Raw genomic sequence first — 20,160 nt, 5'->3', positions numbered from 1 at the left:
AGCCCCCGGAAACCTCACCGTTCCGGGGGTCTTTTGTGCTTGTGTAGAGTCAGAAAACACCAACTGGGGGAATACATATGGGAATGACGATTTCGGAAAAGATTTTGGCGGCTCACAGTGGACACGCACACGTCGTACCGGGGCAACTGACCGAATGCACCACCGACTGGGTGCTTTGCCACGAGATCACGACGCCCGCCGCCCTGCGGATGCTGGAAGAGCGCGGCATGGATAAAGTCTTCGACCCCAGCAAGATTGTCGCTATTCCCGATCACAGCGTCCCCGCCATGAATATCAAGGCCGCCAAGATGTACCAAAAGCTCAAGTCGTGGGTCAAAGAAAAGGGCATCGAACACTTTTATGACGTGGGGCGCGGCGGTATCGCCCATGTAGTGCTGGAAAACACCGGGCTGGTGAAGCCGGGGCAAACGCTGGTCAGCGGCGATTCTCATACCTGCAACGCGGGCGCACTGGGCATGTTTGCTACAGGCGTGGGCAGTACTGACTTGGCCGGGGCCATCTACGCGGGCCGTGTGTGGTTCAAGATTCCCGAAACCATGCTGATCCGCGTGACCGGCGACATTCAACCCGGCGTAACCCCTAAAGACATCGTGCTGGAAGTCATCAAGCGAATTGGGGCCGACGGTGCGAACTACATGGTGATGGAATGGGTAGGCGACACCATTGACCGACTGGACATGGAAGGCCGCTTTACGCTGACCAACATGGCGATTGAGGCAGGCGGCAAAACCGGCATCGTGGCTGTGGACGACACCACCCGCGCCTACCTCTCGGCACGCGGCATAGAACCCGGCAGCTACACCGAATACACCTCCGACCCCGACGCCAACTACAAAGTCGTGATCGACATCGACGCCAGCAAAGTCGAACCCACCGTCGCCTATCCCCACATTCCCAGCAACGGGCGCGTAGCGGGCGTTGACAAGATTGCTGTCACTCATGCCTACGTGGGCAGTTGCACCAACGGGCGCATTGGCGACCTGCGCGATGTGGCCCGCATCCTCAAGGGCCGCAAAGTGGCCGAAGGCGTGCAGATGATCGTGGTTCCGGCCACGCAGGCCATCTGGAAACAGGCCGCGCAAGAAGGCCTGATGGAAATTTTCGTGGACGCGGGCGCAAGCGTCAGCTACCCCAGTTGCGGCGCGTGCCTCGGCATGCATTCCGGCGTTCTGGGGCCAGACGATGTATGCATCAGCTCTACCAACCGCAACTTCGTAGGCCGAATGGGCGATCCTACCGCGCAGATTTATTTGGCCAGCCCTGCAACGGTGGCCGCCAGTGCCGTCGCCGGATTCATTGCCGATCCCCGCGCCTACAACGCCGACGGCAGCAACGCGGCAGACTGATGGACGCCCGCTGATGGATACGCTATTGACAGTGGCTTTGCTGCATATTGTGGTGTTGGTGGTGCCGGGGCCAGACGTGCTGCTGGTGAGTCAAATGGCGGTGGCCCGTTCGCGGCGGGCAGCTTTATTCGCAGGGGCAGGCGTCGTGACAGGTATCGCGGCGTGGGCGCTGTTGGCTTTGCTGGGCATCGGCGTCTTGTTCCAAAATTTCGCGTGGATTCACGGCGTGATTCGGGTGGCAGGCGGAGTGTATTTGCTGTATATGGCTTACAACCTGTGGCGCTCCAGCTTTGGGCCAACCGCTCGACATTCTCCGATAATCACGCCGCTGGGCGACTGGAAAGCCTACCGCTCCGGCCTGCTCACCAACCTTGCCAACCCTAAAGCCGCCATCTTTTTTGGCAGCGTGTTTTCTAGCGTCATGCCAGCCCACAGTTCGGTGGGCCTCCGGCTAGGTGTGTTCGCTGTTATTTTGAGCTTGAGCATGTTGTGGTTTGTGTTGGTGGCTTTGGGCATGTCCACTGCGCCTTTGCAAGCGGGCTATATGAGGGCCAAGCGAACCCTTGACCGGGTGGTAGGCATGTTGATGGCTGGATTTGGGACGCTGCTGCTGGCGTCAAAGGACTAACTTATGGGAGACGCTAAACGCCGCAAACAATTGGGCCTGATGCCCACCGTGCATCCCTTCGAGGCCGATATGGACACCAGCGGCAACGTGACCCTGAACCGGGGGCCGCAGGAAGCCGCGCTGCAAGTCATGATCGTGGATGCCCTGCGCCAAACGCAACCCACCGGGCCGCTGTGGGACAGCGCCTACCGCACGTCGTATGTGATGGCGGGCCGCCCCGAGCGACTGCTGGAAACCGCCGAGGATGTGCAGGCTATTCCCGTGCCGCCGCACCGCCGCTTTGTGGGCGAACTGGCACTGGGAACCGCTGTACCCGAAGACGCCAACACCTACACCCACATTCCGCTGGAAGGCGGCGTGCTGCACCTGCGCCAGCAAACGCATTCTGCCGATGGCGTGCGCTGGGAGTCGTTTCCGGCCAACACCGATCCCCGCCGGGCGCTGAATTTCCTGATGCAGCATCCGGCGTCGGGCGGGCTGGGCAAAGTGGTCAGCACCTTCCGCATAGAGCAGGCACAGGGCGAAGATGGGCAGCAGGGCCGCGTGACCATTGACCCCGAACCGCCGGAGGAATGGCTGGAAGTGCTGGAAGAAATAGCGAGTGAGTGGCACGGCCAAACCCCTGAGGAGTGGGCCGATTTGCACGCCGAACAGGTGGACGAAGACGAACCCACCGCGCCCGTGCTGAAGCGCAGCCTGTTCGAGTTGCGGGAGCCTGCGCTGCTGCTTTCGCCGATTGGCACGCCGTTTGCCCAAGTGGGCGGGTTGGAACTGCACATAGACCCCGCAGGCTCTGGCTACTCGCCCGACGGCGAAGAGTGGATCACCTATGACCCCGACGCCGCGCCGCTGGGCGACTCCCTGCCCCCCGAACTCAGCCAGTTTTTGGACGTAGAAACCGTGACCGTGACCGTGTTTGCCGATGGCCGCGTGGAATGGGCAGAGGACGACGTGCCCGCTGACCAAGCAGACCGGATTCGCGCCGACTTGGTGCAGGCCACAGGCGCGGGCCACCCCGAACGCTGGGCCGACTGGACAGAAAATTTGCTCCTCGAACTCTTTGCCGACGAGTACCCCGACCTGAACGAAGTGGAAACTCTGCCTGTGCCGACTGCCGTGCGCCTCGATATTCCTGTAGATGCTCTGACCGACGCTGACCCGTTGGCGCAGGCGTTTATAGAATCCGAACTGACCTTTGACGGGGAGACTTGGCACGACCTGTACGCCGAAGAATTGCCCGCTGAGTTGAGTGCGGTTCGGCCTCTGAACTAGGTTGGCGTTCGCGGCGGTCTAAGGGTCTAGGGTTTAAGGGACTAAGAAACGGCTTTTAACTGGTTTTGCTCCCTCTCCCTTGAGGGGGGAGGGTTGGGGAGGGGGTGAGTGAGCAAAGCGATTGCCTTGCCACCTTCCAACGCCCCAGCCTCAGCACCTTAGACCCTCGCCCCTCAGACCCTTAGACTTCCTCCACCCCTCATCCCCAATCCCACCCAAAAAGGAACCCCCATGCCCAAAGTTCATGTCTTCGGACGCGACCACATCAACACCGACGAGATTATTCCGGCCCGCCACCTGACCACCGACGTAGAGGCCGAACTGGCCCCCTACGCGATGGAGGATTACGACAAGACCTTTGCGGCGCGGGTGCAGCCGGGCGACATCATCGTGGCGGGCGCGGATTTCGGCTGCGGTTCCAGCCGGGAACACGCGGTCTGGGCCTTGCGTGGCGCAGGCATCGGGGCCGTCATTGCCCCCAACTTTGCCCGCATCTATTACCGCAACTCCATCAACAACGGCTTTTTGGCGCTGGAATGTGCCGGAATCGTGGAAGCCTTTCAGGACGGCGACGAGGCCGATTTGGATTTGGTGGGCGGCACGATTGCCAACCTCCGCACCGGTCAGAAGCTGACTTTCGTGCCGGTAGCGCAGTTTGCGCTGGACGTGCAAAAAGCGGGCGGCTGGCTGGAATACATGCGCGACCACGATCAAGCCGCGCTGGAAGCCGAGACGTTGAACGCGGCCAGCACCGAAGCGGGACACGGACACCCCGGCCAAGTTGCCGAACAGGAGGCCCACCGTGCCTAAAGTTGTGATCTTGCCCGGCGACGGCATCGGCCCCGAAGTCACCGCTGCCGCCGTAGAAGTGCTGCGCGAAGTGGCCCCCGATGTGACCTTTGAGGAACACGCGATTGGGGGTGGAGCCTACGACCAATACGGCGACCCGCTGCCCCAAATCACCCGTGACGCGCTGGCCGACGCCGACGCAGTGTTGCTTGGAACGGTGGGCGGCGCACACAACAGCCCGTGGAACCTGCTGCCCCGCCCTATGCGCCCCGAAAGTGGCCTGCTGGCGCTGCGGAAACTGTTGGGCTGCTACGCCAACTTGCGGCCCGTGCGCGTGCAGCCGGGGCTGGAGCATCTGAGTCCACTCAAGCCTGAATTGGCGCGGGGCGTGGACATTCTGATCGTGCGCGAACTGTTGGGCGGCGTGTACTTCGACCAAGACCGCAAAATTGAGGGCGACACCGCCTACAACACCATGCGCTACACCACTGCCGAAGTGGAGCGCGTGGCGAAAGTGGCGTTCTGGGCCGCCGAACAGCGCCGGGGCCGCGTGACCAGCGTAGACAAAGCCAATGTGCTGGAAGTCAGCGAATTGTGGCGGCGCGATGTGACCGCCCTGCGTGACCGCGATTACCGTAACATCCACCTGAACCACGAATATGTGGACAGCGTCGCCATGCTGATCGTATCCGACCCCAGCCGCTACGACGTGATCGTCACCGAAAACCTGTTTGGTGACATCCTGTCTGACCTCGCCGCTGTGATTCCCGGCAGCCTCGGCCTGATGCCCAGCGCCAGCCTAGGCGACGGCGCGGGCCTGTTCGAGCCGATTCACGGCAGCGCCCCCGACATTGCCGGAAAGGGCATTGCCAACCCCGCCGCCGCCATCATGAGCGCCGGAATGTTGCTGCGGCACGGCCTCAAGCGCAGCGACGCCGCCAACCAGATTGACCGCGCCGTAGCCCTCGCTCTCCGCGAGCATCCCACACCCGATCTGGGCGGCAAGGCCGACACCAAAACCTTCACCCGCGCCGTACTGAACGCGATGGGCAGCCCCAGCGTCGGCTAAGCAGAGCGTCAGTTATCCCAGTGTTGGTTAATCCTAGCGTCGAATAAGAAAGAAAATTCAAAAGGGGCGAAGACGTAGGCTTTCGCCCCTACTTGTTTGTTGCCTTTTTCAAACCCTATAATACGGACTCCGAATAAAGATGCCAGACTGGGAGAATCAACAAGTTCTATTCTCCGATTCAGTTTCAGCATCAGGCTGACGAGTTCTGGGCGATTTACCGCGCGAGTACTTGTGCGGTGGAGCGACGACGGGCGCAATTCTTCGCGCTGCTGGCGGAAGGTCGAAGTGAAGGTGATGTCATGGACATCACCACATATGGGGTGCGCTCGGCTCGCTACGTGATTGACCGATACCACCGCTTGGGTCTGAAGGGCTTGCAAGATGGACGGCGGGACAATCGGGGTGCGCCACGCGTCTTGACCGCTGATGAGCAGCAAGTGCTTGCAGCTCAGTTGCACGCAGATGTTGAGCAGGGTGTCGTGTGGGAAGGCAAGCGGCTTCAAGAGTGGATTAAAGAGCAGTTTGGCAAAGAGGTGTATCTGGGCCGCACCTATGAATTCATGCGTGCCGCTGGTTTTTCCCCACAAAAACCCCGCCCACAGCATGTGAAAGGCGATCCGGCAGCGAAAGAAGCGTTTACAACAAAGAGCTAGGGGAGACGCTCCGCACGGCGGAGCGTCTCCTTCCTCGGGTCTCGCTGTGGGCGATGGACGAACATCGTCTGGGCCTCAAGCCCATCCTTCGAACCGCGTGGGCACCCACCGGGCAGCCGTTCATTTGCCCGGTTCACCCCCGCTACGAATGGCTCTACGTGTACGCCTTTGTCAACCCAGAAACCGGCGAAAGTCGCTTCTGACGTGAGTTCGGGTTAAGCCTATTGGCGTAATATCGCTTTTCATTACGCTAAAAGACGAAAAATTGGCAAGAGTTGAGGCTCACTGAGATGATTGGTTTGCACACCTACTCAGGAGCCACTATGACCATACTTGAATTGTTTTGCGACGTCGACGACTTCTGCCAAGCTCTCCCACCAGTTCAAGTGTCGCTCACCAGACCTGCTCTCCCGGAGCAGGCCCTGTACGCCCGCCCGATCCGCAATCGTCCCACTGGACTCCATCTCAGCGAAATCATGACAATCCTCATCGCCTTCCATCCGTCGAGCTATCGCCAGTTCAAGGCGTACTACACGACAGACATCCTGCAACATGGACAAATAGACTTTCCAAAAGCGCCGACCTCTTCTCGTTTCGTGGAGTTGATGCCACGGGCACTGCTGCATCTGGTGATGTATCTCTATCGCAGCTTCGGTGCGTGTACCGGGATTTCTTTCGTTGACTCCACCACGTTGGAAGTCTGTCGGCTCAAGCGGATGACCACCCATCGGGTGTTCAAAGAGGACGCCGCCTGAGGCAAGACCTCCATGGGCTGGTTCTACGGCTTCAAGCTGCACTTGATCTGCAGCGACACGGGTGAGCTGCTCTGGGTGGGCCTCACACCAGGCAATGGAGATGATCGCGTCGCTCTGCGCGAGTGTGGCCAACACGACCTGTTTTCCCTGTTTGGGAAGCTGTTCGCAGATCGCGGGTATATCTCCCAGGCACTGGTCACCGAACTCCTGAATGAGCACCAGGTGGCGTTACACACCCGGCTCCGCAAGAACATGAAGTGCGCTGTCCCCGTCCTGAGCGAAGACGCTCTCTTCCTGAGGAAGAGAGCCATCATCGAGTTCGTCATTGATCAACTGAAAAATATCAGTCAGATCGAGCCTTCCCGTCACCGCAGCCCCGTCAATTTCATGATCAACCTTGTGTGTGGACTGATTGCCTATTCCCGTCAGCCCAAGAAGCCCTCGCTCATCCCGCAAGCAGGCCCCTTGAAGCTCGTGGCTTAACCCGAACTCACGTCTTCTGGATCATGCCAACGCTCAATCAGCAGGCCTATGGGCTGGTCATGGCCGCCTTTGCTCAGAGTGGTGGGGCGAGCCAAGAGAATCACGTCCTGGTCGTCGAAGACAATGGTGGCTTTCATGTCCCTGCTCCGCAGGGACAGCCCCAAGGCATCGAGATTGTGCGCCTCCCCCCCTACGCCCCAGAACGGCAACCCGTCGAACGCATCTGGCAGCTCACCGATGCCACCCTCGCTAATACCTGTCCGGAGAGCCTCGCCGCTTTGGAAACTGTTGTCGGGCAGCAGTGTGCGTGGCTCGAAACTCAACCTGACCTCATCACCCAACACACCCTCTTCCACTGGTGGCCTGTGTGTCAGAATTAATCGGAATCCGTATAAGTGCGTTTCAACAGTATCTATACAATTCCGTTACCCGCTCTCTATGCAATGTAGGACTACTTGCTTAACAGTCATTTATCAGTGAAGGTAAGCTTGAGGAGAAAGACTATGACCGAATACCGTGATACTGCTTATGCCGCCGCTTACCTCGCCATGCAAGACGTTATTCCTCAGCGCGATGTAGGCGAGCGGTTGCTCCTAGATTTCCTGCCCGCCCACACGCGCCGGGTGCTAGATGTCGGCTGCGGCGATGGCCGATTGCTGGCACTGGCCCACACCCGCTTTCCGGAGGCAGAAGGCGTGCTGCTCGATCATTCTCCGGCCATGCTGGAAGCTGCCCGTGCCCGCAGTTGGCTCGCTCCGGTGGAGTACGTAGCGCATGACCTGAGCCAACCCTTGCCCCCGCTGGGCACGTTCGACGCCATCATCAGCGGCTTTGCCATCCACCATTTGCCCGATGCCAGAAAGCGCGAGCTGTACGCTGAGTTGCGCGGCCTGCTGAATCCCGGCGGCATCCTGCTGAACTTGGAACATGTCGCCAGCGTGGATGACCGCGAACATGCCCGCTTTCTAGACCTCATGGGCGGCAAAGAAGACCCCAGCAACCAGCTTGCGCCCGCGTGGGATCAGGTGGCGTGGCTGCGCGAATCTGGCTTTGCCCACGCCGATGTGGTCTGGAAATGGCTGGAACTCGCGCTGATCGTGGGGTGGACGGATTGAAGCAACTGCGCTTGCGGCCCCGCCCTTCTGGGTGCATCCTATCCCCATGACCCAAGCCGCTTCCGTTGTTTTCCCCGCCCCCAAGCGCATTCCGTATCCCGGTGGCTGCGTGCTGGAGCCGGGGCCGTATGCGCTGGATTATCTGCTGAAGTGGCGGGCCGATGTGACCGTAGGCGGCACAATTCATGCCGATACGCCCGTGTTTCCGCTGATTCGTTCCTTGCTGGCCGATCCCGCCGCGCACAGCGTTACGCAGGCCGAAGCCGAGGCCGCACGCGAACGCTTTTTAGAGGTGGCGGGGCAGGCGCTTACGGCAGAAGGCGGCCAAGTGGCGTGGCTGACGCGGGAATTTGAGCGGGCTTGACCCTCATTCCCGAGTTGCTGCCCCCCCTGCCCGGTGAAGTGCTGCATGCCCGCGTGGCCCGTACCTTGCGCGACGCCGTGCAGCGCGGCGTATTGGTGCAGGACGCACGGCTGCCCGGACACCGCGCTCTGGCCGCACAGTTGGGCGTCTCGCGCAATACGTTGGTAGACGCGCTGGCGCAGCTTGGGGCCGAAGGATACGTGAGTGCGGGCGAGCGATCTGGAACCCGTGTGGCCGTGCCGCCCGCTCCTGCTGTGGCTCCTGCCGTGCAGTCCCCGTTGCCGCTGAGCGCGTGGGCCACGCGCGCCCTTGCTGGCCGAATCACCGATGCTGGGGGCGTGTACGCGGTAGATTTTCGCGTGGGCCAACCTGTCCCCGACTTGTACCCGGCGGGTGCGTGGGCGTTGGCTTTGGCACGGCGGGCGGGGCAGGCCAGTTCGGGTCAATTGGGCTTGCCTTCAGATGCACTGCAAGAACCGGGTTTGAATGAGCCGGGTTTGAGTGAATTGGGGCCGCTGGAAACCCGCCGCGCCCTTGCCGCCTACCTGAATGCCGAACGCGGCGCACGGGTCACGCCCGACATGCTGATGCTGACAGGCGGGACGCAATGGGCACTGGACGCCCTCGCCCGCGTGTTTCTAGAAGTTGGCCGGGTGGCCGCCACCGAAGACCCCACCTATCCGGGAGCGCGGGCCGCACTCGCCGCCACCGGAGCCACGCTGCTGCCCGTGCCCGTTGATGAGCAGGGAATTGATCCGGCTGGGTTGCCCGCGCATGCCACGCTGCTGTACGTGACCCCCGGCTGTCAGTACCCCACCACCGCTGCCCTCCCTGCCGCCCGAAGTCAAGCGGTCATCGCGTGGGCGCGGGCCTGCGGAGCCTTTATTCTGGAAGACGATTACGCCGCCGACCTGCACCACACGGCGCGGCCCCCCGCCGTGATGCAGGGCCTCGCACCTGACCGCGTGTTGCTATTGGGCAGCTTCAGCAAAAGCCTTGCCCCAGTGACCCGTAGCGGTTATCTGGTGGCCCCGCCCGATGTGGTGCGTGTGCTGGCCGGAACCCGCCCCCTCACAGACCGCGCTCCCGGCGTGCTGGACGCCCTCGCACTGGCCGACATCCTGTCTTCTGGAGCCTACGCCCGCCACCTGCGCCGCGCCCGCCAAAATATTCGCCACCGCCACGACACCCTGCTAGACGCGTTGGCGGCCCATCTTCCCGGCTGGAACCCCACCCCCGCCCGCGCTGGCCTGCACGTGCATGTCACGCTGCCGCCTCACCTGACCGAAGCAGGCGCACTGGCCCTCGCCCGCCGCGCCGATGTGGCCCTCACGCCCGCTGCGCCGCTGGCCGTTCAGCAACGCCCGCCTGCCGTGCTGCTCGGCTATGCCCATTTGTCGCCGGAAGCGATTCGGGACGGGGTGCGGCGGATGGGGGAGAGCAGAAGGTAGAACGTGGATCGTGGTCTGGGCTTTTCGCCGTTTCCACAATCCACGTTCAGCCGTCATTTCGGCTTGCAACCCACTGCCTACACTTCATATCCTGCTCTCAAACAAATGCACTGAGGCCCGTAATCGCCCGTCCTACCACCAGCGTATTAATTTCGTTTGTGCCTTCATAGCTGTAAATCGCTTCGGTGTCGGCAAAGTGCTTGGCGACGCCGTGCTCCAGCAAGATACCGTTGCCGCCAAAGGTTTCGCGGGCAAAAGCCACCGTTTCGCGGCAGCGGGCGGCGGTAAACACCTTGGCAAGCGCGGCGTGTTCGTCGTTCATCTCGCCCCGGTCGGCCATATAGGACAGGCGCAGGCACAGCGTAAACATGCTGGTCACGTTGCCCAACATATGCACGAGGTGATTCTGAATCAGTTGGAATTCGCCGATGCGTTTGCCGAACTGTTTGCGAGTTTGGCTGTAGGTCAGGGCCAGTTCGTAAGCGCCCATCGCGCAGCCCACGCCCTGCCACGCCACGCCCGCGCGGGTCAGCTTCAGCACGTCGGCGGTGGTGCGCCAGCCCTGCACGGCTTGCAGGCGGTCACGTTCCTCAATCCGGCAATTTTCTAGGGTGATATGCCCGTTCTCTACGATTCGAAGGGCGATTTTGCCTTCAATCTTCTTCACGCTGAAGCCCGGCGTTCCGGCCCGCACGATAAAGCCGCGCACTTCCTGCGTGTCCTCATCGCGTGCCCAGATCACGGTCAGGTCACTAAAGGTGGAGTTGCCGATCCACTTCTTCTCGCCGTTCAAAATCCAGCCGTCTCCGTCGCGTTTGCAGGTGGTGCGCATGCCTTGGCTTACCTGAGAACCGCCTTCCGGTTCGGTCAGACCAAACGCGCCGATGGCCTCGAAATCCATCATTTTGGGCAGCCACTCGGCTTTTTGCTCGGCGCTGCCGCCCAGCGCGATGGAGGCAAAGGCAAGGCCCGCATGCACGCCGAAAAATACAGCGGTGCTCACGTCCACTTTGCAGGCTTCCAGCGTCACGAGGCCCTCGATCACCGTAGCATTGGGCTTGCGCGTGCCGTCCTCGTTCCAGATTCGGCGCAGCAAATCCAGCTTTTTCAGTTCAGGAATCAGATGTTTGGGGAACTCGTCGCGGCTCCAGTACTCGTTCATGATCGGCGCGACGTGCGTGTGCATAAACGCTTTGGTCTGGGCGGCTACTTCGCGCTCAGCGTCCGTCAGGGTGTCCATCAGGCCGTAAAAGTCGCCGTCAGCAGTGGGCAGTGCAGCCTTTTTGCCCGTGTCGCCCGCCAGCATGCGCGTCAAGCCCTTCAGTTGGCTGTCGCTCATGCGCGAGGCGGCGTTCAATAGGGCGGGTAGGTCTACGCGTCCGCTCAGTTTTCCCAACGCCTGAAGGTCGATCTGGGCCAGCAAATCCATAGGGTTAGGGGCTGTCGCATCCTTGGCAGGAGAGGTCATGACCACAGTGTGACACATTTTGTACTCGGTACAAAGTTTTATTTCCCGCGATTGGGCGGCGCGGCTGTTTATCCATCCTTTAGAGACCAGCAGAGGAGTGAAGCACGCGCCTCTAGCATGGGTTATGTTCCTCAAATCGCCTCTGGTTGAAGCAATCTCCGAAATACTTTTTGGTGTCATGATGTATGGCCTACAGCCCAAAATTAGGCCGCTCAGAGCCGTTCGAGAAACGCTGAACGACGTTGCCCGGAAGGACAACTTCCCTATGCTGTTGACGGCGGCCCGATGACGCTGCCTGCCGCAGACCGGCCCACTCGCCCGCTGCCTGCCAAACCCGCCGGATACGTGGAATTGGCCCGCTACTCCAGCTTGGGCCGCCTGTGGGGATTGCTGGGCGGTGCGCTTCGAGCAGGCCGGGAAATCAGCGTGGTGCGCGGCGATTCGCCTGACTTGTGCCGCCGCCGAATCGTTGGGTATGCGTTGCCGGGAGCGGCTCTCTTTCTCGATACCGCCCGCTTGCTGAGCCAACTCGAAGACGGCTTCGAAACCCATCCGGCGCTGCTGGCCCTGCTGTCGGGCGACGCCGATCCGCTGCGGGCCGAACTGAACGCTCACTTTGAACTGCAACTGCATTTCGTGGTGGCCCTGACCGCCAACCGCGACCTGATCGCCCGCCCAGAGTTCCGCTATTTGCCCACCATTCCGGGCCTTAGTACCTTGCCCGCACAGTTGGCCCTCGTGCCTCGCCGCTTGGGCCGCGACGAACTGCATCTGCTGCTTCAACGGGCCTGTGGACTGGCGTGACTCTTACCCCCGACAGATGGTGCCACTGCCCCCAATTGGGGGGGTCTGAGGGGTGTGAGGCATCCGACACGGTGCGTAAGCAACCGCCTTTACATTTTGGCCCAGTTCCGACATTCTAGCTCTACAAGCGCCTCAACGTCATTTTGCTCTACGCTGAACGATTGAGCACATAATTCTCATGGCCGTTTTGAATAGCACACGGGCTGTGAGGGTATGTTTTTTGCTTTATGGCATTACATATAATTGAACACGTGTTCCTGTGAACCGTGAATGAGTTCACAGCCAAGTGGATAGTTAAAGGGATAAGGTCTGACTCGTGGTCAGCGATACTCCCCGTCCCGCCCGTGCGCGTAGCCCTGAAGAGAAATCTCAGCGCCGCGACGATATCCTCCGTGCCGCCGAACGCCTGTGGACGAATACGCCCTACGCCGACCTGAGCATGAATCAGGTAGCGCGTGAGGCCAAACTTGCCAAAGGCACCCTGTACCTGTACTTCGATACCAAAGAAGAGTTGTTTTTGGCCCTGCTGACCGAGCATTTGCAGGAGTGGTTGGCCCACCTGACCGGCATGTTGGGCGAGCGCCAGCCCAAGACCGCTACCGATGTGGCCGACGTGATCATTGACGCTTCTAAGGGCTACGAAGCTCTGCGCCGTTTGCTGATCTTGCTGGGCACCGTCTTGGAGCGCAATGTGCGCCCCGAACTGACCCTGAACTTCAAGCGCGACGTGCGCCGGATGCTGCAAGAAGTCATTGCCCAGATGCCTTTCGAGCCTGACCTGACCCTCAAAATCATCGTGCACGTGTACGCGTTGGCTGTCGGCTGGCAGCAGATCACCGAGGAAACGCCCTCTTCGGAGACCCTGCGCCGCTACCCCGAAATGTCGTTCTTGACGCTGGATTTCGACACCGAGTTCCCCATTTCGGTGCGTGCCACCATTGACCGCCTGACGGCCAAAGCCTAAGCGCACCGATTTCTCAAACCAAAGAGAGCAGGCTCCCAAGTTGGCGGGGAGCCTGCTCTCTTTGGTTTGGCTTGGATGACCCGAGCGGCTTGTTACTCCTTCACGCCGCCCGACACCGTACCGCCCACGAAGTAGCCTTGGAAGCCGTAGAACAGCGCGATAATCGGCAACGCGCCCAACGTAGCGGCGGCGGAAAAGATGCCCCACTTGGTACTGAATTGCCCGGTGGTAAAGCTGCGGAGCATGACGCCCACCGTCCACTGATCTACGCCCGTCATCAGGATGCTGGCGAGGATGAATTCGGCGTAAGTGCCGATGAACTGGTTCAGGAAAATGAAGACCAAAATGCCGCCCGATAAGGGCAAGACCACCTGAATAAACGTCTGCCAGCGGGTCGCGCCGTCTACCATTGCGGCCTCTTCCAACGATTCGGGCAGGCTTTCCACGTAGCCCTTAAAAATCCAAGTATTGAAGGCGATTGCGCCGCCCGAGTAGGCCAGAATCAGGCCCGTGAAGGTGTTGACGAGTCCCAGAATCACCATCAGGGTGTAGACGGCCACCAGTGCCAAAAACACGGGGAACATCTGAATGAAGATGAAAAACAGCAGCATTTGAAAGCGGCCCGGAAAGCGCAGGCGGGCCATCGCGTAGCCTGCGGTAGTACTCAGGACTATTGCCAAAAAGCCCGTGACCCCCGAGACCAACAGCGTATTGCGAACCGACAGCAGGAATTTGCTCTCGTTGCTTTGGCCCGTAAACTGCGAAGGCACCATAAACATGACCAGCAGGGCTAACGCCGCGATCAGGCTGCGCATCGCCCATGTGCGGGCCTTGGTAATGCCCTCGCTTTCGCGCCCGAATCGGCCCATCAGCGCCAGAATCAGCAGCGCAGTCAGGGCCGCGCCCACTACCACTGCCAACGCCAATTGCCAGCCCGGAATAGTCACACCCTCAAACAATGCGGCGTAATTTTCAAAGCTGAGTACTTGCAAATTGGGTAAGAGACCTGTGCGGTACAAGATGTTGGGATCGGAGAAGTTGGGAAAGGCAAACAGACTGTTGCGCGGATCGAAGGCGGCAATCAGCACGTACAGCAACGGATAAACCGCTACCAGCACCACCAAAATGAGAAACAGGTGCGTCAGTTGGTCGCCCAATACCGCCGAATAACTGATTTTGCGCCCGGTGCGGGCCATGCCGATGCGCTGCCCGATCAGGCTGGTCAGGGCCAACACACCGCTGGCGGCCAGCAGGAACAGTAAGAAGCGAATCCAGCCGCGCTCGACAAAGTAGATCGTGAAGCTCTTTTGATTGTCGGCCATGTTGCGGGCTAAAAAGTAGCCCAATACCACGAACCCGGTGATGACGGCGGCGGCCACCAGCCAAGGCGCGGCGCGGCGGAGGGCGCTCGGCTCCTTGTGTACGTAACCGCCCGGCGGAAGCTGTTGGGGGGTAGGAACAGCGGTCATTTGCGGGCCTCCTCGAACACGCCAGCGGCCTTGAAATTCACCAAGCTAATGGCGAGCGTCAGGAAAAAGATGATCAGGGCAATGGCACTCGCCAACGAATAATTCTGCCCACCTGCGCTAGCAAACGCGGTGTTGTAGCCCCACGACAGCAAAATATCGGTACTCTGTGCCGTGCTTTCGCGGCCTTCTTGCGCCGGGCCGCCTGCCGTAAGCAGATAGATGATGCCGAAGTTGTTGAAGTTGAACGCAAACCCGGACAGCAAAATAGGGGTAAATGCAGTACGGAGCAGGGGCAGCGTAATGGACTGGATTTGCTGCCAGCGGCTCGCGCCGTCGATGCTGGCGGCCTCGTACAAGTCTTCGTTGATGGTGGCGAGTGCGCTGATGGTGGCCGTCATCATGTAAGGGAAGCCCAGCCAGAGGTTCACCAACAAAATAGACACTTTGGCCCACAGCGGATCGTTGAGCCACGGCACGGCGATGATGCCCAACAGGCCCAGCGCCTTATTCACGATGCCGAACTGTTGATTGAACAGCGCCACCCACATTTGCACGCTGATGACGGCGGGAATCGCCCAAGGCAAAAACAGCAAGGTGCGGTAGATATTGCGTCCCTTGAGGCGCTTGTTGTACAGCAGGATCCCCAGAATCAGGCCCGCCAGACCGTTGATGACCACCGTTGAAAAGGCGAAGATGACCGTCCACAAAAAGACGGGCCACAGCGCACTGCTGGCCTTGGCAAAAATTTCTTGGAAATTGGCGAGGCCGATGCGCTCGATCCGGTTGATACGGGTCACGTCGGACAGCGCGAATCCGGCCGCGACGGGGGCAGAAAGCGTCACTGCCGTACCCGCAACGCTGGCAATCCGCGCACGCACAGGCGACGAAGCGTCTGCATCCAGCAAGACCAACGTATCGCCCTTACAAGTCGCCACCTTGCAGCGTAGGTATGCCTGCACCGAATCGGCCTCCGGCGTCTCGCTCAGCGTGACCACTGTGCGGTCAGCACTTAGGGTTGCCGCCGTCCGCACACCCGAATCCGGATTGCCGCTGTTTTGGCCGCTGTAGTTGGTAAACGCGTAATTCACGGTCAGGATGATGGGCAGCACCGTGAAGGCGATGAGGAACACCAGCGCCGGAAACAGGTAGTACCAATTGGCGATCCACGGCACCAGCCGCCCGGTAATGGGCATCAGCACCAGCAGGGCAGCCACCGTGTACACCAGAATCATGTACGGCGGGGCAGAGGGCAGGGCGCGGGCCGTGAGGCCAGCCAGCAGCCAGCCGATCAGGGCCGCACCGCCCAGCACCAGCGCCAGCACCAGAATAGCCATCAAGACACCGCGCGTTCCTTCGGGCGGAACAGAGGTGCGTTTGGCAGGAAGGGGCAGGGTCGTGGTCATCGGTCTCTAAGCCTCCTGTAAAGAACATTAATTTGAGTTCGTCCCATTGTGGGCGTCATCTGAAATGACTGCAACCACGTTCACAAAGACATAAACCATTGATCTAGTCAGCTATGGGCTGTAATCGTTTGCGCGGGTTGGCCTGACTCCGCTGGGCCAAAGAAAAACGGACAGGCGATGAAGGCCCATCCGTTTTTCTACAAAGCTGCTGCGGTTACTTGATGTTGCTGTTGATTTCGGAAACGGCCTTGTCCAGAATCTGCGAGTAGTTCTGGTTGGGCTTCTGCACGCTTTGGGCGATTGCGGCGCTCCAAGGCCCCCAGACGCTCCCCATTTCCACGATGTTGGGCATAGGCGTGCCCATGCTGATGGTCTTGCCGAAGCCTGCCACGACGGGGTCGGCCTTCAGCTTGGTGCGGGCGCTCAGGCTGACCGGAATGCGTCCCCCGGCTTGGTTGAAGCTGACCTGCGCGGTGCTGGAAGAAATCTGCTTGGCAAACTGCGCGGCGGCGACTTTCTGCTTGCCGTAAGCGTTCAGCATGGTGCCCTGCACGCCTACAAAGGGACTCCACTTGCCGGTTGCGCCGGGAGGGGTGGGGAAGGCGGCGATGCCGTAGTCGATCCCTGCTTTCTTGATGTCGCCGATGTCCCAAGGGCCGGTGAGCAACATGGCGAGGCGTCCGTCTACGAACGCGCTCTTGGCTGCGCCGCCGTCTACGCCTTCGGGCACGAGGTTGTACTTGTAGCGCAGGTCGTTCAGGAACCCGCTGGCTTTTTCGGCTCCGGCGTTGGCGAGGCCGATGTCTTTAGGATTCAGCGTGCCGCTCGTGTTCTTGAACACGTAGCCGCCGTAAGCACTGACAATGCCGTAGTTCATGTAGGCGTTGCTCAGGTCGGCGAGGAAGCCGAACTTGCCGTTGCCCGTGTTCTTTTGGGCGGCAGCAAGGAAGGCGGGCCAAGTGGTAGGTGCGCTGGCGATGAGCTTCTTGTTGTACACCAGCGCCACGCTTTCCGCGAACATGGGCAGGCCGAACAGTTTGCCCTTGTAGGTCATGGCGGTCAGCGCGGTCTTGTCAAAATCCACGCGGCTGGTCACGTACTTGTCCATCGGCTCCACGACTCCGGCAGCGGCCAACTGGCCCAAGCGGTCTTGGGGCAGCGTCACAACCACGTCGGGGCCTTGACCCTTGGGCGCACTCTGAATGAACTTGTCGGGAATGTTGTCGAAGGGCACGCTGACGAGGGAAATCTGGGTTCCGGTCTTCTTGGTGAAGTCGGCGGCCTGAGACTTGAGCCATGCCAGTTCGGGGCCACCGAAGTGAGTCCAGACCGTCAGGGTGGCGGCGCTGGCCTGAGAGGTGAGGGCGCTGCCCAGCAGGGCGAGAGACAACAGGGTCAAAGCTTTCTTCATAATGCTCCTTGAGTGGATCGGCGGTGAACCGCTTCCAGTAAAACCTTACGGATAAACAACGGAACAGAGCCGCCGACTTCAGATTGCTCCAGCAACGTGGGTACTCCAGCTTGTCGCGGGACGTCATTTGCGCGAGCCAAAATCTCACGCAGCACTGAAGGGGGAATGAACGGGGATGTTCGCCCTCTATTATAGGTGCCGCCTTGTCACTTGACAAGAACACGTCCTGACCTCGGGTTAGCCTTTATTTCACGTTGTCGTCAGAGAAAACGGTTTTTGTTGGAGTGGATACAATTTTGACGTTCGCCAGAAAAATCGTCTGTTCCCAATGGTCTGGAGGCCATTCGTCGCCCGCCCTCTGTTCCGGCCATGCTCCTTCGGCCGGCCCGTTTCGCCGTATGCTGGCCCGATGATCCGTTCCCGCCGTCCTCAACCCAGCAAAGCAAGTGCTGATACTCCTACGTCAGAGGATCGCCCGGTTTCTCGGGCAGATTCGGTGTCCAAGGCAGACAAATTCCGCCCGCGCCCTGACCAAGCCAACCCCGCCCGTGAGCTGGCTGTGCGGGTGCTGCTGCGCGTGCTGGCGGGCGAATCTTACGCCGCCTCTGCGCTGGATTCGGCCTTACAAGGGGCCAAATTACCCGGACGAGATTCCGGCCTTGCCACCCATATCGTGTACGGCTCTCTGCGGTACGCGCCCACCCTGCAAGCGGTACTGACGCCGATGCTGTCGGAAGAAACGCATCCCAAAGTAAGGGCGTTGTTGCTGGCCGGAGCGTTTGAAAAACTGATTCTGGGCACGCCCGCGCACGCGGTAGTCAGTGAATACGTGAATCTGGCACGCGAGGCCCGCTTTGCGCCTCCTGCCTTGGTGAATGCCGTGCTGCGCCGCGTGGCCCTCCCACCCGAAACTGAGGGAACCCGCGCCGCCCTTCCCGCGTGGCTGATTCAGGTCTACAAGTCGGCGTTTGGCACCCATGCAGAGGCCGTGATGGCCGACCTGCTCACGCCGCAACCCCTCTGGCTGAGCCTCTCGGAAGCGGGGGAGAGGCTGCTGGAAGAGGAAGGCAGCGAAGTGTTTCCCGGCCCCAACAGCGTGCGGCGCGTGGCGTTGGCCCGCCCCCTGCGCGAATCGGCGGCGTATATGCAGGGCGAGGCGCAACCGATCAACCCGGCCAGTCTGGCCTGCGTAGACGCGCTGGGCGATGTGGACGGCGTGCGCGTGCTGGATTTGGCGGGCGGCATGGGTATTAAGGCGGCGATGTTGGCGGCACGCGGGGCCAACGTGACCAGCGTAGATGTGATGCCGCACAAGCACGACGCGGCCCGCACCAACTTGGAACGCCTCGGCCTCAGCGCCGAATTTGTGACGCATGACCTGACCATGCCGCTAGACCTGCCGCCCGCTGCACTGGTGCTGCTTGATGCGCCCTGCACGGGCAGCGGCACCCTGCGCTCTCACCCCGAAATCAAGCTGCGCCTGACCGGGCAAGCTGTAGCGCAAATGGCGGCCCTGCAAGCCCGGATGCTGCCCCAAGCCGCCGCCGTTGTCGCGCCGGGTGGGGTGCTGGTGTATTCGGTCTGCTCGGTCATGCCAGAAGAAGGGCAGGATGTTATAGCCGGGTTTTTGGCCGCCCACTCGGACTTTGTGGCGGAGCGTTTGCCCGAGCTGCATTTGCCCACCGTGCCCGCCGGAGCAGGCGTGCTGACTGTGCCCGAACACGGCATAGACGGGTTTTTTATAGCCCGGATGCGCCGCTTGGGGTGAGAAGACTTGGGGAAGGCTGGAGAGATCAGACTCCTCAGCTGGACAGAGCAAAAATAGCATTCAGCAAGGCGGGTTTTGCCAGCGTTGGCGCTTAGGGCGATCAACTTTCGGCTGACCCGGCTGCTGCACACTTACTCTAGACTTCTACTCTAGACTTCTCCTATGCTCCCCAAAAGTGGATTGCTGGTTGCCGCCCTGCTAATGTTTGCCGCCGCTCCTGCACAGGCGCAGACCGCCGCCAACTGCACCCTTGCCAACGCCGTCGATTCGGCCACCTACGATCTGCTGACCATCACCAACTGGAGCGAAGTCGATCAGGACGAATCCAGCTACAACTGGGCGCAGTGCCGCGCCGCCAAGCTGGACAAGGATTTGGCGACGCAGCCGCAACTGCGGGCCAGATTGCAAACTTTACGCAGGCAATACCGCGAAATGCGGGCCATAGAGGGCCAATTGGCCGGAATCCGGGCAGGCGGCGGCACGATGTACGTTCATCAGGTTCCGCGCATGTATCCGTTTTTAGAAGAACAACTGGGCAGTCTCGGGGCGCTGGCCCGCAGCGCCTTGGGTGCGCCCACAGGCCAGCATTACGCCCGCGTGATTGCCGAGGCCAAGGCTGATCACGCCAATTATCTCAAGCTTCAGCGTGCCTACAAGCCCGGCCCCAACGAAGATTACGTGATGTTTGACCCCAAAACGTGGGCCACTACCCTCAACCGTTACGATACGCTCGCCAAAGCCATCATGCTCACGCTCGGCAACCGTAACGACGCGGCGACGGCGCTGGGCTACAGCATCCTGACCCATTTCACCTTCTCCGCCGACCCCGATGAGTTTCTGAACTGATTGAGGGAAGACAGTTGGGATGGAAAAAGGCCCTGAACGCTGAGCTACACGGTGCGTTCGGGGCCTTTCTTTTTGGAACTG

The 20,160-nt window shown here is 60.6% G+C and carries 19 protein-coding genes and 1 pseudogene; 15 read left to right on the top strand and 5 right to left on the bottom strand.

Annotated features, from left to right (window positions below; all coding sequences use genetic code 11):
* Nucleotides 1-77 precede the first annotated feature (77 nt).
* The 5 genes from E7T06_RS11045 to leuB all read left to right on the top strand — a co-directional run bounded on the left by E7T06_RS11045 (nucleotide 78) and on the right by leuB (nucleotide 5,125).
* On the top strand, nucleotides 78-1,367 hold the full coding sequence (locus tag E7T06_RS11045) for a 3-isopropylmalate dehydratase large subunit (RefSeq protein ID WP_136365847.1): 1,290 nt from the start codon (nucleotides 78-80) through the stop codon (nucleotides 1,365-1,367).
* 13 nt (nucleotides 1,368-1,380) lie between these two features.
* Nucleotides 1,381-1,995 carry a LysE family transporter gene (locus tag E7T06_RS11040; protein WP_136365846.1) on the top strand — a complete coding sequence of 205 codons (615 nt, stop codon included), beginning with the start codon at nucleotides 1,381-1,383 and terminating at the stop codon, nucleotides 1,993-1,995.
* Nucleotides 1,996-1,998: 3 nt separating this feature from the next.
* Nucleotides 1,999-3,267, top strand: a complete 1,269-nt coding sequence (locus tag E7T06_RS11035; RefSeq protein ID WP_136365845.1) for a hypothetical protein — start codon at nucleotides 1,999-2,001, stop codon at nucleotides 3,265-3,267.
* Between the two features lie 231 nt (nucleotides 3,268-3,498).
* Complete coding sequence (locus E7T06_RS11030; RefSeq protein ID WP_136365844.1) at nucleotides 3,499-4,077, top strand: 3-isopropylmalate dehydratase small subunit; 579 nt, start codon at nucleotides 3,499-3,501, stop codon at nucleotides 4,075-4,077.
* Nucleotides 4,070-5,125, top strand: coding sequence for a 3-isopropylmalate dehydrogenase (leuB, locus tag E7T06_RS11025; RefSeq protein WP_136365843.1), 1,056 nt, complete (start codon nucleotides 4,070-4,072; stop codon nucleotides 5,123-5,125). Before E7T06_RS11030 ends, leuB begins: the two co-directional genes overlap by 8 nt.
* Nucleotides 5,126-5,133: 8 nt before the next feature.
* On the opposite strand, the gene E7T06_RS21765 is transcribed toward leuB, so the two are convergent.
* Nucleotides 5,134-5,730 (bottom strand): hypothetical protein, encoded by a 597-nt coding sequence (locus tag E7T06_RS21765; protein WP_240740986.1) that lies wholly within the window; start codon nucleotides 5,728-5,730, stop codon nucleotides 5,134-5,136.
* A 101-nt stretch (nucleotides 5,731-5,831) separates the two neighbouring features.
* Between E7T06_RS21765 and E7T06_RS21225 the strand changes: the two genes are divergently transcribed.
* The 6 genes and pseudogenes from E7T06_RS21225 to E7T06_RS10995 all read left to right on the top strand — a co-directional run bounded on the left by E7T06_RS21225 (nucleotide 5,832) and on the right by E7T06_RS10995 (nucleotide 9,946).
* Entirely contained in the window at nucleotides 5,832-5,981 is a 150-nt protein-coding gene (locus E7T06_RS21225) for a hypothetical protein (RefSeq protein WP_168733485.1), read from the top strand.
* 87 nt (nucleotides 5,982-6,068) lie between these two features.
* A pseudogene (locus E7T06_RS22210) lies at nucleotides 6,069-7,016 on the top strand (IS982 family transposase).
* Between the two features lie 23 nt (nucleotides 7,017-7,039).
* Entirely contained in the window at nucleotides 7,040-7,396 is a 357-nt protein-coding gene (locus E7T06_RS11010) for a hypothetical protein (protein WP_136365841.1), read from the top strand.
* A 123-nt stretch (nucleotides 7,397-7,519) separates the two neighbouring features.
* On the top strand, nucleotides 7,520-8,131 hold the full coding sequence (locus tag E7T06_RS11005) for a class I SAM-dependent methyltransferase (RefSeq protein WP_136365840.1): 612 nt from the start codon (nucleotides 7,520-7,522) through the stop codon (nucleotides 8,129-8,131).
* Nucleotides 8,132-8,177: 46 nt separating this feature from the next.
* Nucleotides 8,178-8,495 carry a hypothetical protein gene (locus E7T06_RS11000; RefSeq protein WP_136365839.1) on the top strand — a complete coding sequence of 106 codons (318 nt, stop codon included), beginning with the start codon at nucleotides 8,178-8,180 and terminating at the stop codon, nucleotides 8,493-8,495.
* A complete protein-coding gene (locus E7T06_RS10995; protein ID WP_136365838.1) occupies nucleotides 8,492-9,946 on the top strand; it encodes a PLP-dependent aminotransferase family protein in 1,455 nt (484 codons plus the stop codon). Before E7T06_RS11000 ends, E7T06_RS10995 begins: the two co-directional genes overlap by 4 nt.
* A 97-nt stretch (nucleotides 9,947-10,043) precedes the next feature.
* Here E7T06_RS10995 and E7T06_RS10990 read toward each other — a convergent pair whose 3' ends face one another.
* Entirely contained in the window at nucleotides 10,044-11,414 is a 1,371-nt protein-coding gene (locus E7T06_RS10990) for an acyl-CoA dehydrogenase family protein (protein ID WP_168733484.1), read from the bottom strand.
* A gap of 285 nt (nucleotides 11,415-11,699) precedes the next feature.
* Between E7T06_RS10990 and E7T06_RS10985 the strand changes: the two genes are divergently transcribed.
* Both E7T06_RS10985 and E7T06_RS10980 read left to right on the top strand, forming a co-directional pair.
* Nucleotides 11,700-12,218, top strand: a complete 519-nt coding sequence (locus E7T06_RS10985) for a hypothetical protein (RefSeq protein ID WP_136365837.1) — start codon at nucleotides 11,700-11,702, stop codon at nucleotides 12,216-12,218.
* Between the two features lie 316 nt (nucleotides 12,219-12,534).
* Nucleotides 12,535-13,182 carry a TetR/AcrR family transcriptional regulator gene (locus E7T06_RS10980; protein ID WP_136365836.1) on the top strand — a complete coding sequence of 216 codons (648 nt, stop codon included), beginning with the start codon at nucleotides 12,535-12,537 and terminating at the stop codon, nucleotides 13,180-13,182.
* Nucleotides 13,183-13,274: 92 nt separating this feature from the next.
* Here E7T06_RS10980 and E7T06_RS10975 read toward each other — a convergent pair whose 3' ends face one another.
* The 3 genes from E7T06_RS10975 to E7T06_RS10965 form a co-directional block, all read right to left on the bottom strand.
* Nucleotides 13,275-14,651 (bottom strand): sugar ABC transporter permease, encoded by a 1,377-nt coding sequence (locus E7T06_RS10975; protein ID WP_136365835.1) that lies wholly within the window; start codon nucleotides 14,649-14,651, stop codon nucleotides 13,275-13,277.
* The gene (locus E7T06_RS10970; protein WP_136365834.1) at nucleotides 14,648-16,054 is read right to left on the bottom strand and encodes an ABC transporter permease subunit; all 1,407 of its coding nucleotides are present in this window, start codon (nucleotides 16,052-16,054) and stop codon (nucleotides 14,648-14,650) included. The genes E7T06_RS10975 and E7T06_RS10970 overlap by 4 nt, the downstream gene beginning before the upstream one ends.
* Nucleotides 16,055-16,268: 214 nt before the next feature.
* The gene (locus tag E7T06_RS10965; protein ID WP_136365833.1) at nucleotides 16,269-17,465 is read right to left on the bottom strand and encodes a maltose ABC transporter substrate-binding protein; all 1,197 of its coding nucleotides are present in this window, start codon (nucleotides 17,463-17,465) and stop codon (nucleotides 16,269-16,271) included.
* A 409-nt stretch (nucleotides 17,466-17,874) separates the two neighbouring features.
* Here E7T06_RS10965 and E7T06_RS10960 point away from each other — a divergent pair, with 409 nt between their 5' ends.
* Together E7T06_RS10960 and E7T06_RS10955 are read left to right on the top strand one after the other, a co-directional pair.
* The gene (locus E7T06_RS10960) at nucleotides 17,875-19,233 is read left to right on the top strand and encodes an RsmB/NOP family class I SAM-dependent RNA methyltransferase (RefSeq protein WP_136365832.1); all 1,359 of its coding nucleotides are present in this window, start codon (nucleotides 17,875-17,877) and stop codon (nucleotides 19,231-19,233) included.
* 162 nt (nucleotides 19,234-19,395) lie between these two features.
* Complete coding sequence (locus E7T06_RS10955) at nucleotides 19,396-20,079, top strand: hypothetical protein (protein ID WP_136365831.1); 684 nt, start codon at nucleotides 19,396-19,398, stop codon at nucleotides 20,077-20,079.
* Nucleotides 20,080-20,160: the final 81 nt, after the last annotated feature.

It is taken from the genome of Deinococcus sp. Arct2-2, from assembly GCF_004801315.1.
Classification (GTDB): Bacteria; Deinococcota; Deinococci; order Deinococcales; family Deinococcaceae; genus Deinococcus.
Note: the sequence above shows the minus strand (reverse complement) of the source record. Positions and strands in the feature narration are given on the sequence as shown.

What these genes read in the sequence shown, in the direction of transcription:
- E7T06_RS11045 (WP_136365847.1), top strand. Translation starts at nt 78, where the DNA reads ATGGGAATGACGATTTCGGAAAAGATTTTGGCGGCTCACAGTGGACAC.
- E7T06_RS11040 (WP_136365846.1), top strand. Translation starts at nt 1,381, where the DNA reads ATGGATACGCTATTGACAGTGGCTTTGCTGCATATTGTGGTGTTGGTG.
- E7T06_RS11035 (WP_136365845.1), top strand. Translation starts at nt 1,999, where the DNA reads ATGGGAGACGCTAAACGCCGCAAACAATTGGGCCTGATGCCCACCGTG.
- E7T06_RS11030 (WP_136365844.1), top strand. Translation starts at nt 3,499, where the DNA reads ATGCCCAAAGTTCATGTCTTCGGACGCGACCACATCAACACCGACGAG.
- E7T06_RS21765 (WP_240740986.1), bottom strand. Translation starts at nt 5,730, where the DNA reads ATGCTGTGGGCGGGGTTTTTGTGGGGAAAAACCAGCGGCACGCATGAA.
- E7T06_RS21225 (WP_168733485.1), top strand. Translation starts at nt 5,832, where the DNA reads ATGGACGAACATCGTCTGGGCCTCAAGCCCATCCTTCGAACCGCGTGG.
- E7T06_RS11010 (WP_136365841.1), top strand. Translation starts at nt 7,040, where the DNA reads ATGCCAACGCTCAATCAGCAGGCCTATGGGCTGGTCATGGCCGCCTTT.
- E7T06_RS11005 (WP_136365840.1), top strand. Translation starts at nt 7,520, where the DNA reads ATGACCGAATACCGTGATACTGCTTATGCCGCCGCTTACCTCGCCATG.
- E7T06_RS11000 (WP_136365839.1), top strand. Translation starts at nt 8,178, where the DNA reads ATGACCCAAGCCGCTTCCGTTGTTTTCCCCGCCCCCAAGCGCATTCCG.
- E7T06_RS10990 (WP_168733484.1), bottom strand. Translation starts at nt 11,414, where the DNA reads ATGACCTCTCCTGCCAAGGATGCGACAGCCCCTAACCCTATGGATTTG.
- E7T06_RS10985 (WP_136365837.1), top strand. Translation starts at nt 11,700, where the DNA reads ATGACGCTGCCTGCCGCAGACCGGCCCACTCGCCCGCTGCCTGCCAAA.
- E7T06_RS10975 (WP_136365835.1), bottom strand. Translation starts at nt 14,651, where the DNA reads ATGACCGCTGTTCCTACCCCCCAACAGCTTCCGCCGGGCGGTTACGTA.
- E7T06_RS10970 (WP_136365834.1), bottom strand. Translation starts at nt 16,054, where the DNA reads ATGACCACGACCCTGCCCCTTCCTGCCAAACGCACCTCTGTTCCGCCC.
- E7T06_RS10965 (WP_136365833.1), bottom strand. Translation starts at nt 17,465, where the DNA reads ATGAAGAAAGCTTTGACCCTGTTGTCTCTCGCCCTGCTGGGCAGCGCC.
- E7T06_RS10960 (WP_136365832.1), top strand. Translation starts at nt 17,875, where the DNA reads ATGATCCGTTCCCGCCGTCCTCAACCCAGCAAAGCAAGTGCTGATACT.
- E7T06_RS10955 (WP_136365831.1), top strand. Translation starts at nt 19,396, where the DNA reads ATGCTCCCCAAAAGTGGATTGCTGGTTGCCGCCCTGCTAATGTTTGCC.